12 protein-coding genes are annotated in these 13675 nt (G+C 57.0%); 3 read left to right on the top strand and 9 right to left on the bottom strand.

The annotated features are described in order from the left end of the window. Positions 1 to 17: 17 nt before the first annotated feature. Positions 18 to 1127, bottom strand: coding sequence for an iron-sulfur cluster carrier protein ApbC (apbC, locus tag F8561_RS20065; RefSeq protein WP_020883218.1), 1110 nt, complete (start codon positions 1125 to 1127; stop codon positions 18 to 20). 137 nt (positions 1128 to 1264) lie between these two features. On the opposite strand from apbC, the gene metG reads away from it, so the two are divergent. Beyond that, on the top strand, positions 1265 to 3298 hold the full coding sequence (gene metG, locus F8561_RS20060; protein WP_151887817.1) for a methionine--tRNA ligase: 2034 nt from the start codon (positions 1265 to 1267) through the stop codon (positions 3296 to 3298). Positions 3299 to 3362: 64 nt separating this feature from the next. Here the strand turns inward: metG and F8561_RS20055 are convergent, their stop codons facing one another. The 3 genes from F8561_RS20055 to F8561_RS20045 are packed head-to-tail and all read right to left on the bottom strand — an operon-like array spanning position 3363 to position 6284. After that, positions 3363 to 3833: a DUF1456 family protein gene (locus F8561_RS20055; protein ID WP_014170878.1), complete on the bottom strand. Its 471-nt coding sequence runs from the start codon at positions 3831 to 3833 to the stop codon at positions 3363 to 3365. Positions 3834 to 3885: 52 nt separating this feature from the next. Continuing rightward, entirely contained in the window at positions 3886 to 4605 is a 720-nt protein-coding gene (gene btsR / locus F8561_RS20050) for a two-component system response regulator BtsR (protein WP_020883216.1), read from the bottom strand. Next, positions 4599 to 6284 carry a sensor histidine kinase gene (locus F8561_RS20045; protein ID WP_025203652.1) on the bottom strand — a complete coding sequence of 562 codons (1686 nt, stop codon included), beginning with the start codon at positions 6282 to 6284 and terminating at the stop codon, positions 4599 to 4601. Before F8561_RS20045 ends, btsR begins: the two co-directional genes overlap by 7 nt. Before the next feature lie 217 nt (positions 6285 to 6501). Between F8561_RS20045 and mlrA the strand changes: the two genes are divergently transcribed. Next, positions 6502 to 7242, top strand: coding sequence for an HTH-type transcriptional regulator MlrA (gene mlrA / locus F8561_RS20040; RefSeq protein WP_020883214.1), 741 nt, complete (start codon positions 6502 to 6504; stop codon positions 7240 to 7242). Positions 7243 to 7311: 69 nt separating this feature from the next. Beyond that, a complete protein-coding gene (locus F8561_RS20035) occupies positions 7312 to 7425 on the top strand; it encodes a protein YohO (protein ID WP_010433613.1) in 114 nt (37 codons plus the stop codon). Here F8561_RS20035 and F8561_RS20030 read toward each other — a convergent pair. From F8561_RS20030 to bglX, 5 genes are all read right to left on the bottom strand, one after another. Beyond that, on the bottom strand, positions 7400 to 8137 hold the full coding sequence (locus F8561_RS20030) for an ABC transporter permease (RefSeq protein ID WP_025203651.1): 738 nt from the start codon (positions 8135 to 8137) through the stop codon (positions 7400 to 7402). The two genes, F8561_RS20035 and F8561_RS20030, sit on opposite strands and share 26 nt — an antisense overlap. After that, positions 8121 to 9071: an ABC transporter ATP-binding protein gene (locus F8561_RS20025; RefSeq protein WP_020883212.1), complete on the bottom strand. Its 951-nt coding sequence runs from the start codon at positions 9069 to 9071 to the stop codon at positions 8121 to 8123. The genes F8561_RS20030 and F8561_RS20025 overlap by 17 nt, the downstream gene beginning before the upstream one ends. After that, on the bottom strand, positions 9064 to 10221 hold the full coding sequence (locus F8561_RS20020) for an ABC transporter permease (protein WP_063156638.1): 1158 nt from the start codon (positions 10219 to 10221) through the stop codon (positions 9064 to 9066). The genes F8561_RS20025 and F8561_RS20020 overlap by 8 nt, the downstream gene beginning before the upstream one ends. Positions 10222 to 10233: 12 nt before the next feature. Then, positions 10234 to 11151: an ABC transporter substrate-binding protein gene (locus tag F8561_RS20015; RefSeq protein ID WP_014170886.1), complete on the bottom strand. Its 918-nt coding sequence runs from the start codon at positions 11149 to 11151 to the stop codon at positions 10234 to 10236. A gap of 146 nt (positions 11152 to 11297) precedes the next feature. Then, entirely contained in the window at positions 11298 to 13595 is a 2298-nt protein-coding gene (gene bglX / locus F8561_RS20010) for a beta-glucosidase BglX (RefSeq protein WP_032678566.1), read from the bottom strand. Positions 13596 to 13675: the final 80 nt, after the last annotated feature.

Below are 13675 nucleotides of genomic sequence, written 5' to 3'. Positions count from 1 at the left end.
AATTCAGACTAAAGCACTCACACCGCGCGAAACGCAATTTCACTCGGGATGACTTCGCCCTGCCAGTAAAGCTGCGCCGCAACGCGCCCCGCCAGCTGTCGATACATCTCTGCAAATTCACTGTCCGGACGGCTGACGACCGTCGGCTTCCCGCTGTCCAGATCTTCACGCAGCGAGATGTGCAGCGGCATCTGCCCAAGCAGTTGGGTGTGATACTGCGCAGCCAGTTTTTCTGCCCCACCGGTGCCAAAGATAGGCTCATGGTGTCCGCAGTTGCTGCAGATATGCATGCTCATGTTCTCGACAATACCCAGCACCGGCACGTCCACTTTCTCGAACATCACGATGCCTTTTTTGGCGTCGATCAGCGCAATGTCCTGCGGGGTGGTCACCACGACCGCTCCCGTAACCGGAATGTTTTGCGCCAGCGTCAGCTGAATGTCACCGGTGCCCGGCGGCATATCCAGCACCAGATAATCCAGATCGGGCCACATTGTCTCCTGCAGCATCTGCATCAGCGCTTTGCTGGCCATCGGGCCACGCCACACCATGGCGTTATCGTCAGTCACCAGATAACCAATGGAGTTGGTTGCCAGACCGTGGGCCATGATCGGCGCCATGTGCGTGCCATCCGGCGAGGTTGGGCGCTGGTTTTCCGCGCCCAGCATGTTAGGCACAGACGGTCCGTAAATATCGGCGTCCAGAATACCGACTTTCGCCCCTTCGGCTGCCAGCGCGAGCGCCAGGTTTACCGCCGTGGAGGATTTACCCACCCCACCCTTGCCTGAACTGACGGCAATGATGTTTTTCACGCCGTTCACGCCCGGGTGGTTTTTCACACGCTTGAGGGTGGCGATGCTGTGGGTCAGCTTCCAGTCAATGGCTTTCGCGCCGGTAATGCGCAGCAGCTCAGAGCTGGTTTGCTCTTTCAGCGCGTCGAACGCGCTGGTCCAGACGAAGGGCATCTGCAGCTCGATGTGCAGCGTATCGTCCAGCCATGCGACATGGTGTAACGCTTTCAGCGTGGTGAGATTGTGCTTCAGGGTTGGATGCTGAAAGTTAGCCAGCGTCCCGGCGACCATTGCTCTTAAGGCTTCCGGTGATTTGGCCTGGGATTGAGAACTCATCCCGACTCCTTTGTTCTTGTGAATAAGACCTTAGATGAACAAGTTTACCTGAAAGGCCGTGGTTTGTGCTTACTTAATAATGCCCCTTTTGGTAATATCAAAAACCCTTTTCACAGTTAAAAGAAGTAATGCCTACTATGACTCAAGTCGCGAAGAAAATTCTGGTAACGTGCGCACTGCCGTACGCCAACGGCTCAATCCACCTCGGCCACATGCTGGAGCATATCCAGGCTGATGTCTGGGTCCGTTACCAGCGAATGCGCGGCCACGAGGTTAACTTCATCTGCGCGGACGATGCCCACGGCACGCCGATCATGCTGAAAGCGCAGCAGTTGGGGATCTCCCCAGAGCAGATGATTGCCGAAATGAGTCAGGAGCATCAGACCGATTTTGCGGGCTTTGACATCAGCTATGACAACTATCACTCCACGCACGGCGACGAAAACCGTGAGCTGTCGGAGCTGATCTACTCTCGCCTGAAAGAGAACGGTTTTATTAAAAACCGCACCATCTCTCAGCTGTACGATCCGGAAAAAGGCATGTTCCTGCCGGACCGCTTTGTCAAAGGTACCTGCCCAAAATGTAAATCACCGGATCAGTATGGCGATAACTGCGAAGTGTGCGGCGCAACCTACAGCCCGACCGAGCTTATCGATCCGAAATCTGTTGTTTCGGGTGCCACACCGGTAATGCGTGATTCCGAGCACTTCTTCTTCGACCTGCCGTCCTTCAGCGAAATGCTGCAGGCGTGGACCCGCAGCGGTGCGCTACAGGAGCAGGTCGCGAATAAAATGCAGGAGTGGTTCGAATCCGGTCTGCAGCAGTGGGATATCTCCCGCGATGCACCGTACTTCGGTTTCGAAATTCCGAACGCACCGGGTAAATACTTCTACGTCTGGCTGGATGCGCCAATCGGATACATGGGTTCCTTCAAGAACCTGTGCGACAAGCGCGGCGACACCGTCAGCTTTGACGAATACTGGAAGAAAGATTCCGACGCCGAGCTGTATCACTTTATCGGCAAAGACATTGTTTACTTCCACAGCCTGTTCTGGCCGGCGATGCTGGAAGGCAGTAACTTCCGTAAACCAACCAACCTGTTTGTGCACGGCTATGTGACGGTCAACGGCGCGAAGATGTCCAAATCTCGCGGTACGTTCATCAAAGCCAGCACCTGGCTGAACCACTTCGACGCGGACAGCCTGCGTTATTACTACACGGCGAAGCTCTCTTCCCGCATCGACGATATCGACCTGAACCTGGAAGATTTCGTGCAGCGCGTGAACGCCGACATCGTCAACAAAGTCGTCAACCTGGCTTCCCGTAACGCGGGCTTTATCGCCAAGCGTTTCGACGGCGTGCTGTCTGCCGAACTGGCCGATCCTGAGCTGTACAAAACCTTCACCGACGCCGCCGCGGCGGTTGGCGAAGCCTGGGAAAGCCGTGAGTTCGGTAAAGCGATTCGTGAAATCATGGCGCTGGCTGACGTGGCTAACCGCTACGTTGACGAGCAGGCACCGTGGGTTGTCGCGAAACAGGAAGGCCGTGACGCCGACCTGCAGGCGATCTGCACCATGGGCCTGAACATGTTCCGCGTGCTGATGACCTGGCTGAAGCCGGTACTGCCACAGCTGGCCTCCCGCGCTGAAGCGTTCCTCAACACCGAGCTGACCTGGGATGCTATCCAGCAGCCGCTGCTCGGTCACAAGGTGAATACCTTCAAGGCGCTGTACAACCGCATCGAGATGAAGCAGGTAGAATCCCTGGTGGAAGCGTCTAAAGAAGAGGTGAAGGCTGCCGCTGCGCCGGTGACTGGCCCGCTGGCAGACGATCCGATTCAGGAGACCATTACCTTTGATGATTTCGCCAAAGTCGATCTGCGTGTCGCGCTGATTGAAAACGCGGAATTTGTCGAAGGCTCGGACAAACTGCTGCGCCTGACGCTGGATCTGGGCGGTGAGAAGCGTAACGTCTTCTCCGGAATCCGTTCTGCCTATCCTGATCCGCAGGTGCTGATTGGTCGTCAGACCGTGATGGTCGCCAACCTGGCACCGCGCAAAATGCGCTTCGGCATCTCGGAAGGCATGGTGATGGCGGCAGGTCCTGGCGGGAAAGATATCTTCCTGTTAAGCCCTGATGAAGGCGCCAAACCAGGTCAGCAGGTGAAATAATAAAAAAGCCGGAGATAATCTCCGGCTTTTTTTTGCCTCTTCATCCTTCACGCCCTGGTACCACTCACGGCTTAGCGTGATGCACCCGGTGAGTCAGTCCGCGTAAAAAATAACGCAAAAACTGGTCGCCGCACTCGCGGTAGTTCTTATGGTCCGGCGCACGCATCATGGCGGTGATCTCCGGCATCGACACGCGGTGCTTCTGCTCTGTCATAATCGCCAGAATGTCGTCTGTTTTCAGTGAAAACGCGATACGCAGCTTTTTCAGCACCGTGTTGTTATTCACCCGACGCTCAAGCGCCAGTTCTGGTGCTGAGTCATCTTTCCCGCGCTTGTCGTAGATGAGGCCGTTCAGGAAGCCAGACAGGATAATGTCAGGGCAGCGAACAAACCCCTCTTCATCCTCTTTTGTCATCCAGGTGTCGAAACCGGCAGAGGTGGACTCCATGCCAGCAAGCGCAAGAATGCGCACCATATCATTATTGTTTGCTTTCAGGGTGTAGCGCAGGCTACGGAGAATATCATTACTGAGCATGGGTGCCTTTAACTTAACTGTCGATGATGCAATGGGGCGCAGTGTACCAGTTTTACAGGCCGATCGCCTCTTTCAAACTCTTAAGGTAGCGGCGACTGACGGGGACGGTTTGCCCGGCACGCAGCACCAGCTCTGCCTGTCCGTTGTCTTCCAGCCGGATCTCTTTCAGGTGCGCCATGTTCACCAGATACTGGCGATGGCAACGAACGAGCGGCGTTCGGCTCTCCAGCGTCCGCAGCGTCAGCTCGGTAAAGCCTTCGTTCCCCTCCGCGCTGGTAACAAATACGCCGCTCAAACGGCTGCTGACAAACGCCACATCGTCCATCTGCAGAAGGTAAATCCGACTGTGGCCGGTGCAGGGGATAAATTTCAGCGGCTGCTGGTTTTCCGGCAACAGCGTGACATCCTGCACGGTGCGCTCCTGGCGCAAACGGCTGAGGGTCTTTTCAAGACGCTTCTCTTCAATCGGTTTCAGTAAATAATCGAATGCGTGCTCCTCAAAGGCTTTGACGGCGTACTCATCGAAGGCGGTCAAAAACACAATGTAGGGGCGATGCTCCGGGTCGAGCATTCCGACCATCTCCAGTCCGCTAATTCGGGGCATCTGAATGTCGAGGAACAGCACGTCCGGGCGCAGTTTGTGCACGGCGCCAATAGCCTCAATGGCGTTTGCGCACTCCCCCACAATCTCAATGTCAGGCTGCTCCTGCAACAGAACGCGCAGGTTTTCCCGTGCTAACGGCTCATCATCCACAATCAGCACTCTTAGCATGCGTTTTCCTCCAGCGGCAGTCGTAACGTAATACGGGTGAATCGGTCGGGCTCACAGGCAACGGTAATGCCACAGTCATCACCAAAGTGCGCGCGCAGGCGTTTATCCACCAGGCTCATCCCTAATCCGCCTGAGGTGGAAGGCACGTAAAGCCCGGCGTTATCTTCAATATCCAGCACCAGATGATGGTTAAAGCGGCTGGCGGAAATGGTGATCTCCCCAATCCCCAACAGCTGTGACGTACCGTGTTTAATGGCGTTTTCCACAATAGGCTGCAGGGTAAAGGCCGGAAGATGCTGATACGCCAGCTCATCCGGGACGGATAACGACACCTGCAGACGAGTCTGGAAGCGGGCCTGCTCAATCTGCAGGTAGGCATTAACATGTTCTATTTCATCGGCCAGGGTCACAATCTCGGACGGACGTTTAAGGTTTTTGCGGAAAAACGTCGACAGGAACTGAACCAGCTGCGCGGCCTGATCGCTGTCGCGGCGGATCACCGCTTTGAGCGTATTAAGCGCATTGAACAGGAAATGCGGATTCACCTGAGCGTGCAGGAGTTTAATTTCGGATTGCGTCAGCAACGCTTTCTGACGCTCATACTGCCCGGCGAGGATCTGCGCGGAGAGCAGCTGAGCGATGCCCTCTCCCAGCGTACGGTTGATAGAGCTGAACAGACGGTTTTTCGCTTCATAAAGCTTGATGGTGCCCATTACCCGCTGGTTTTCCCCGCGCAGCGGAATGACCAGCGTGGAGCCCAGTTTGCACTGCGGGTGCAGCGAACAGCGGTAAGGAACTTCGTTGCCGTCGGCATACACCACTTCGCCGGTTTCAATGGCGCGCAGCGTATAGGCGGAGGAGATCGGTTTCCCGGGCAGATGGTGGTCGTCGCCCGTGCCGGTAAAAGCCAGCAACCGTTCACGGTCGGTTATCGCCACCGCGCCGATATCCAGCTCCTTATAAAGCACCTGCGCCACCTTCATGCTGTTCTCTTCGTTAAAGCCCTGACGCAGGATCCCCTCCGTCGAAGCGGCGACCTTCAGGGCCGTCGCGGAAAACGCCGAGGTGTACTTCTCAAACATGGCGCGCTTGTCGAGCAGAATACGCATAAACAGCGCAGCACCCACGGTATTCGTCACCATCATCGGGGCAGCGATATTGCTCACCAGATGGAGCGCATCGTCAAACGGTCGGGCAATCAGCAAGATGATGGCCATTTGCGCCATTTCAGCGACAAAGGTGATCGCCCCGGCGGTGAGCGGGCTAAAGACTTTATCCGGACGACCGCGCTTAATCATATAGCTGTGAACCAGGCCGCCGAGCAGCCCTTCGACGATCGTTGAGATCATACAGCTCAGCGCCGTCATGCCGCCCATCGAATACCGATGCAGGCCACCAGTTAACCCGACCAGCCCACCGACCACAGGGCCGCCAAGCAGCCCGCCCATCACGGCACCGATGGCTCGCGTATTGGCAATGGAGTCTTCGATATGGAGACCAAAATAGGTTCCCATAATGCAGAAAATAGAGAAGGTCACGTAGCAGAGCAGCTTGTGCGGCAGGCGTACGGTAACTTGCATCAGCGGAATGAACAGACGCGTTTTACTCATCAACCAGGCGATGACAAGAAACACGCACATCTGCTGAAGCAACAGCAGCACCAGATTAAACTCGTACATACTCAAAACCGCACACCCTCAAAACGCGTAACATACACTGTTGGCGGTAAACTTTCTTTGAAGCGCGGCAAAAAAGCTGCAATTCGTGCCCGGCATCACACCTTTTGCCGAACCTAACGCCTGCTTCGCATTATTCGTGCAAAAAACAACCATTTCTTCCTGGTTCAGTAAACAGGGACTACAGTTAAGCTGGGGACGCGTAAGCCAGGGGGCGAATATGGCGCTTTACACAATCGGTGAAGTGGCACTCCTTTGTGATATCAATCCCGTCACGCTACGGGCATGGCAGCGACGGTATGGATTACTCAAACCGCAGAGAACGGACGGAGGCCATCGTCTCTTCAACGATGCCGATATCGACCGGATCCGCGAGATCAAAAGCTGGATCGATAACGGTGTGCAGGTTGGCAAAGTGAAATCCCTGCTCAGCCATGACGATCCAGACACGCAGCTTCTCTGGCGCGAACAACAGGAAACGTTGCTGCGCCTTCTGCAGGCGGGCAATCTGCAGCGCCTGCGCGCATGGATAAAAGAGCAAGGGCGCGATTATCCTGCGCAAACGCTGATTACGCATCTTTTCATCCCGCTCCGTCGACGCCTGCAGTGTCAGCAGACCACCCTGCAGGCGCTGCTGAGTATGCTCGACGGCGTCCTGATCAACTATATTGCCGTCTGCCTTGCCTCGGCGAAGAACAAGCACGGAAAAGACGCGCTGGTGGTCGGCTGGAACGTGCACGATACTACTCGCCTGTGGCTGGAGGCCTGGATTGCCACCCAGAATGGCTGGCGCGTTGACGTCCTTGTGCACTCGCTGGCGCAATTTCGCCCTGAATTGTTCGACGGCCAGACCCTGCTGGTCTGGTGCGGAGAAGTGCCTTCCGCCTCGCAGCAACAGCTGATGACGGAATGGCGTGAACATGGCTACCCGGTTTACTCGCTTGGCCCGGAAGAGCCGTAACGGCATTTAATGGTTCATTAACAGCTGCGCTTCACCGTATAATTGTTCCGTTAACAACAGGAGCACATGATGAAGGCAACCAAACTGGCCGTAATTACCCTTTTTGTTCTGATGGCCGTAAGCGGTATCGGCGGCGTGATGCTGGCCGGGTATTCGTTTATTGTTCGTGGCGGTGTCGGCTGAGATACTGCGCCAGACGCTCAAAAACGCGATCGACGACGATTGCCGCCAGCGCCACCAGCAACGCCCCCTGCACAATATAGGCCGTATTGAACCCGCTTAAGCCGATGATAATCGGCGTTCCCAGGGTGTTGGCCCCCACCGTCGACGCAATGGTCGCCGTCCCGATATTGATGATCACCGACGTGCGGATCCCCGCAAGGATGACCGGTGCCGCCAGGGGGAGTTCAACTTTGCGCAGCCGCTCTGCGCGACTCATCCCCATCCCTTCAGCAACGCTCAGTACCGACGCAGGTACCGCCGCAATACCGGCCAGCGTACCCTGCAGAATGGGCAACACACCGTATAAAATCAGCGCAATGATGGCAGGTTGCTGACCAAAGCCCATCACCGGCACTGCAATCGCCAGCACCGCCACCGGCGGAAACGTCTGGCCAATCGCCGCAATGGTCTCCACCAGCGGGCGAAACTCCCGTCCCGCGGGGCGCGTGACCGCGATGCCCGCCCCCACGCCCAGTACAATAGCGATGGCACTTGAGAGCACCACCAGCCAGAGATGGGCCAGGGCGAGATTAATAAAACTCTCCTGCTGATACACCGGGCGCGGCAAGTCGGGAAAAAGCGTGCTAAACAGCGCCGCGCTGTGCGGCATCAGAAACAGCAAAGCGACAAAGAGCACGACCAGCCAGAGCAGCGGATCACGAAGTGCCTTCACGTGTCACCTCCCCTGCCAGCAGATCGCGAAAATGCAGGGTGCCACTTGGCGCGCCCCGGGCATCCGCAACGGGCAACACTTCACACTGACGGGCAACAAACGCCGAAAGCGCATCCCGCAAGCTCATCTGTTCCTGCAGAGGCTCGCCACTCACCGTCGCGTCCTGTCGACGCATATAGTCGCTGACCGTACGCAGCGAGAGCAGCCTGACGCCCAGCTCGCTGCGGCCAAAAAACTCACGCACAAAATCGTTTTTCGGCCAGGTCAGCAGCTCAAGCGGCGTCCCCTGCTGCACCACCTCGCCATGGTCCATCAGCACCAGATGGTCTGCCAGACGCAGCGCCTCATCAATATCGTGCGTCACAAGAATGATTGTTCGCCCCAGAATACGATGAATGCGGGTCATTTCCGCCTGCAGTGCGGCGCGCGTGACCGGATCCAGCGCGCCGAAGGGTTCATCCATCAATAACACCTGCGGATTGGCCGCCAGCGCACGCGCTACGCCCACCCGCTGCTGCTGGCCTCCGGAAAGCTGGTGCGGGTAGCGTTCACGCAGCGCAGGTTCTAACCCGAGCAGAGACATCAGTTCATCAACCCGGTCGGCAGTTTTTGCCCGCGACCATTTCTCCAGCTGCAGCACGGTGGCGATGTTCTGCGCGACCGTCCAGTGCGGAAACAGGCCGATGGACTGGATGGCATACCCCATACGACGACGCAGCTCCAGCACAGGCAGGCTGCGGATCTCTTCTCCGGCAAAGCGGATCAGACCGCTGTCATGCTCAACCAGGCGGTTAATCATCTTCAGGGTGGTGGATTTTCCCGACCCCGAAGTGCCAATCAGCACGGAAAATGCGCCCTCGGCAAAATTCAGGTTGAGATGGCTTGCCGCCGGACGACCCGCAAAGGTTTTACTGACATCGTGAAATTCAATCATTGGCTCTTCTCCTGAGCAGCGCGAGCCATAAGGCAAACAGCGCGTCGATGACAACCGCCAGCGCAATCGTGGGCACCACGCCCAATAACACCAGGTCCAGGGCGCTACTCAACAGCCCCTGGAAAACCAGCGCGCCAAATCCGCCCGCGCCAATCAGCGCCGCAATCACCGCCATGCCAACGGTTTGCACCGCCACCACCCGCAGGCTGCGCAGCAGCAGGGGCAAAGCCAGCGGCAGCTGGATCTTCCAGAAACATTGTCTCGCGCTCATCCCCATTGCATGGGCACTTTCCAGCACGTCCGGCGCGACCTGGCTCAGCCCGGCCACCACGCCGCGCACCAGCGGCAGCAGCGCATAGAGCACCAGCGCGATAAGGGCTGGCGTTAAACCGGTTCCGGCGATCCCCATCGTTCCCAGCACCGGGAACGACGTCACCAGCCCGGCCAGCGGAGCAATCAACAGGCCAAACAGAGCGACGGACGGGATGGTCTGAATCACATTCAGTACGGCAAACACCCCACCCTGACGTGAAGGATGGCGATAGCACCACATACCCAGCGGTATGCCGAGCAGTAAGGCCGGGATCAGGGTACCGAAGAGGATCGTGAGGTGTTGCGCCAGCGCGTCATTAAACACCTCCTGACGGTTGGCGTACTCTTTTAACAGCGAGAGATTATTCAGCTCACCGCTAAACAGCAGCAGCAATGGAATACACCATATCTGGGCATTGAGTATCCAGCGCCAGACGGATGTTGAGATAAGACGGCGAATAGCATCGCTGCAGGCCAGCAGACACAGCGCCAGCCAGAGCCACAAACCGCTACCCACAGAGGTTCTTGCCAGCGGACTTTCCGCCGAGGTCATGTGCGTTGCCGCAAGCCCGCCTCCCCAGAATAAGGCGATAAACAGCCCTTCACAAAGCAGCAGCGTCAGCCACTGAGCCGTGCGTCCTTGCCAGAGCGACAACGCAACCCATGCGCCCAGCGCCGCCACCAGCAACCACGGCGTAAATGACCAGACCTGCCAGAGCGAGCGACTCTCCCCCGACATCAGGCGATTCGGGGCCACATTCACAAACGGTAACGCGACCGCCGCTATGGCCACACAGGCCAACAGCAGCAGTACGCGGTTATGACATTTTATTGGCACAGCCCTGTCCTGTTACTTCACAAGCCCTTGTTGTTTCAGGAAATCGGCGGCCACTTTTTTGGCATCCAGTCCCTCAACGGCAATGCTGGCATTCAGCTGTTGCAGCGTTTTTGCATCCAGCTTTTCGAAGACCGGTTTGAGCCATTCAGCAATATCCGGGTACGCTTTAAGTACCGCTTCCCGCACGACAGGTGCCGGGGCGTAAATCGGCTGGACGCCTTTTGGATCGGTTAAGGTTTGCAGGCCAAGCGCCGCGACCGGGCCGTCGGTGCCGTAAGCCATCGCCGCATTAACGCCCGACGTTTGCTGCGCAGCGGCTTTGATGGTCACCGCGGTATCACCGCCCGCCAGAGAGAGCAGCTGGGCCTGATCCAGTTTGAAATCATAGGCTTTTTCAAACGCCGGCAGCGCATCCGGACGCTCAATAAACTCAGCGGAAGCCGCAAGCTTAAAGTCACCCTTCTCTTTCAGGTAGCGACTCAAATCCGCAAGCGAGGTCAGCTTTCCTTTCTCCGCCACGTCCTTGCGCACTGCGATGGTCCAGGTATTGTTGGCCGGCGCCGGCGTCAGCCAGACCAGCTTATTTTGCTCAGCGTCGAGTTTTTTGACTTTTTCATACCCGGCTTTGGCATTTTTCCACGCCGGATCGTTTTCATCTTTGAAGAAGAACGCGCCGTTGCCGGTGTATTCCGGGTAGATATCCAGTTCGCCGGAGGTAATCGCGCCGCGTACCACAGGCGTGGTTCCCAGCTGGACTTTATTGACGGTTTTAACACCGTGGCTTTCCAGTACCTGCAGAATAATGTTACCGAGCAGCGCACCTTCGGTATCTATCTTGGAACCCACTTTTACCGGTTCTGCCGCCTGTAATGGCAGACTCAGCGCCGCCAGTAACACCGCTGAACCCAACATCCCCTTTGCAATCGTCATTCCACTGTCCTCATTTTTTTGCTGCCTTTTTCAGAGGCTTGAGAGAAAAGCGTAGCTTAAAACGGCGGAATTAACCGTCAAAATGCCTTTTTAACATAAGGTAAGACGCATCCCCCGCAAAGCGGGGGATGCAAGGGAGGGAAACGTCAGAGCAGCTCGAACTCGCCTTTATTTACTCGGGCGGAATCGACCCCGATAAAGACGTTAAACTTGCCTGGCTCCGCATCATATTTCATCTGCTGGTTCCAGAACTTCAGCGCATCCACGTCGATGGGGAAGCTGATGGTTTTGGTTTCGCCCGGCTTCAGGTTGACCTTCTCGAAGCCACGCAGCTGTTTCACCGGACGGCTCATGGAGGCGGTCACATCCTGGACGTACATCTGAATGACCGTTGCCCCTTCGCGTTTACCGGTGTTGCTCACCTCGACGCTTGCGGTAACTTTGCCGTCACGCTTCAGGGTCGGCGCAGACATTTTGACGTCAGAAACCTTGAAGGTGGTGTAGCTCAGACCGTAACCAAACGGATACAGCGGGCCGTTCGCTTCATCGAAGTAACGGGAGGTGTACTTATTCGGTTTGTCGGCGTTGTACGGCCGGCCGGTATTCAGGTGGCTGTAGTAAACCGGGATCTGCCCGACCGAGCGCGGGAAGGACATTGGCAGCTTGCCTGACGGGTTGTAATCGCCAAACAGCACGTCGGCAATCGCGTTACCGCCTTCAGTACCGGCGAACCAGGTTTCCAGGATCGCGTCGGCCTGCTGGTCTTCTTTGACCAGCGCCAGCGGACGACCGTTCATCAACACCAGCACCAGCGGCTTGCCGGTCGCCTTCAGGGCGGCAATCAGATCGCGCTGGCTTTGCGGAATGGTGATGTCGGTACGGCTGGAGGCTTCATGCGCCATTCCCTGCGCTTCCCCCACTACCGCAACAACCACGTCAGATTGCTTAGCGGTGTTCACCGCTTCATCAATCATCTCTTTCGGCGAACGCGGATCGACCTTCACCGCCTCTTCGTACTGATTGAGGAAGGTGACAATGTCTTTATCGTTGGTGACGTTCGCCCCTTTGGCGTAAACCACTTTCGCATTCTCACCCACGGCGTTCTTGATACCGGTCAGCACCGTGACGGACTGATCGGCCACCCCTGCTGCAGACCAGCTCCCCATCACGTCGCGCTTGCTGTCAGCCAGCGGGCCCACCACGGCAATGGTACCGGATTTCTTCAGCGGCAGCGTGTCGAGGCGGTTTTTCAGCAGCACCAGGCTTTCGCGTGCCACATCGCGGGCCTCTTTGCGGTGCAGACGGCTTTCCGCGTTGGTGTCTACCGGGTCAGAATCTTTCGGCCCCAGGTGGCTGTACGGGTCGTTAAACAGCCCCATATCATATTTCACGTTCAGCACGTGGCGCGTGGCGTCATCCAGCTCCGCCATGGTCACCTTACCGCTCTTCACCAGCCCCGGCAGGTATTTGCTGTAGTACTCGTCGCTCATGCTCATGTTAATGCCGGACTTGAGCGCCACGCGTACCGCGTCTTCCGGATCGGAGGCGGTACCGTGCTTAATGAGCTCTTTAATGGCGCCGTGGTCAGAGACGGTAATGCCCTTAAAGCCCCACTGGTCACGCAGAACGTCTTTCAGCAGCCACGAATCGGAGGTCGCCGGCGTGCCGTTGAGGGAGTTCAGCGCCACCATCACCGCGCCGCTGCCGGCATCCAGCCCCGCTTTGTACGGTGGCATGTAGTCGTTGAACAGCCGCTGCGGGCTCATATCCACGGTGTTATACTCTTTACCCCCTTCAACGGCGCCATAGGCCGCGAAGTGTTTGACGCTGGTCATCACCGCGTAGCGATCTGCCGGGCTCTTACCCTGCATCGCTTCCACCATGGTTTTCCCCATCGTGGCTGTTAAATAGGTATCTTCACCGAACCCTTCTGAGCCGCGGCCCCAGCGCGGATCGCGGGAGACGTCCACCATCGGTGCCCAGGTCATATTCAGGCCATCATCCGCCGCTTCATAGGCGGAAACGCGCCCCACGGTTTTCACCGCATCAAGGTTAAAGGACGATGCCAGACCAAGGCTAATCGGGAAGACGGTACGCTGACCGTGCACCACGTCATAGGCGAAGAACAGCGGAATTTTCAGACGGCTGAGTTCCATCACCTGATCCTGCATTTTGCGGATATCCGGGCGGGTGACGGTGTTAAAAATAGCCCCGACCTGCCCGTCTTTGATCATCTCGCGGATGGCCTCTTTCGGGTTATCCGGGCCGACGCTGATAAGACGCAACTGGCCAATTTTCTCATCGACCGTCATTTTCTTGAGCAATTCCGTGACAAACGCGTCCCGGGCTTCAGGCGTGAGCGGGTGATTGCCAAACAAATCCTCTGCCAGCGCAGGTTGCAGCGCCAGGCTGACGGCGACACCTACAGAACATAGCCATTTCATGTCGTTTTACTCTCTCATCAATAACCGCCGGAAGAACTCGGCCAGACCGTGCGAAAAGCGCAGTGTGCCACAAACCCTCA

The organism is Enterobacter sp. 198 (assembly GCF_009025585.1).
Lineage (GTDB): Bacteria > Pseudomonadota > Gammaproteobacteria > Enterobacterales > Enterobacteriaceae > Enterobacter > Enterobacter ludwigii.
Note: the sequence above shows the minus strand (reverse complement) of the source record. Positions and strands in the feature narration are given on the sequence as shown.

What these genes read in the sequence shown, in the direction of transcription:
- metG (WP_151887817.1), top strand. Translation starts at nt 1,265, where the DNA reads ATGACTCAAGTCGCGAAGAAAATTCTGGTAACGTGCGCACTGCCGTAC.
- F8561_RS20025 (WP_020883212.1), bottom strand. Translation starts at nt 9,071, where the DNA reads ATGATTGAATTTCACGATGTCAGTAAAACCTTTGCGGGTCGTCCGGCG.
- apbC (WP_020883218.1), bottom strand. Translation starts at nt 1,127, where the DNA reads ATGAGTTCTCAATCCCAGGCCAAATCACCGGAAGCCTTAAGAGCAATG.
- btsR (WP_020883216.1), bottom strand. Translation starts at nt 4,605, where the DNA reads ATGCTAAGAGTGCTGATTGTGGATGATGAGCCGTTAGCACGGGAAAAC.
- F8561_RS20035 (WP_010433613.1), top strand. Translation starts at nt 7,312, where the DNA reads ATGAAGGCAACCAAACTGGCCGTAATTACCCTTTTTGTTCTGATGGCC.
- mlrA (WP_020883214.1), top strand. Translation starts at nt 6,502, where the DNA reads ATGGCGCTTTACACAATCGGTGAAGTGGCACTCCTTTGTGATATCAAT.
- bglX (WP_032678566.1), bottom strand. Translation starts at nt 13,595, where the DNA reads ATGAAATGGCTATGTTCTGTAGGTGTCGCCGTCAGCCTGGCGCTGCAA.
- F8561_RS20015 (WP_014170886.1), bottom strand. Translation starts at nt 11,151, where the DNA reads ATGACGATTGCAAAGGGGATGTTGGGTTCAGCGGTGTTACTGGCGGCG.
- F8561_RS20045 (WP_025203652.1), bottom strand. Translation starts at nt 6,284, where the DNA reads ATGTACGAGTTTAATCTGGTGCTGCTGTTGCTTCAGCAGATGTGCGTG.
- F8561_RS20055 (WP_014170878.1), bottom strand. Translation starts at nt 3,833, where the DNA reads ATGCTCAGTAATGATATTCTCCGTAGCCTGCGCTACACCCTGAAAGCA.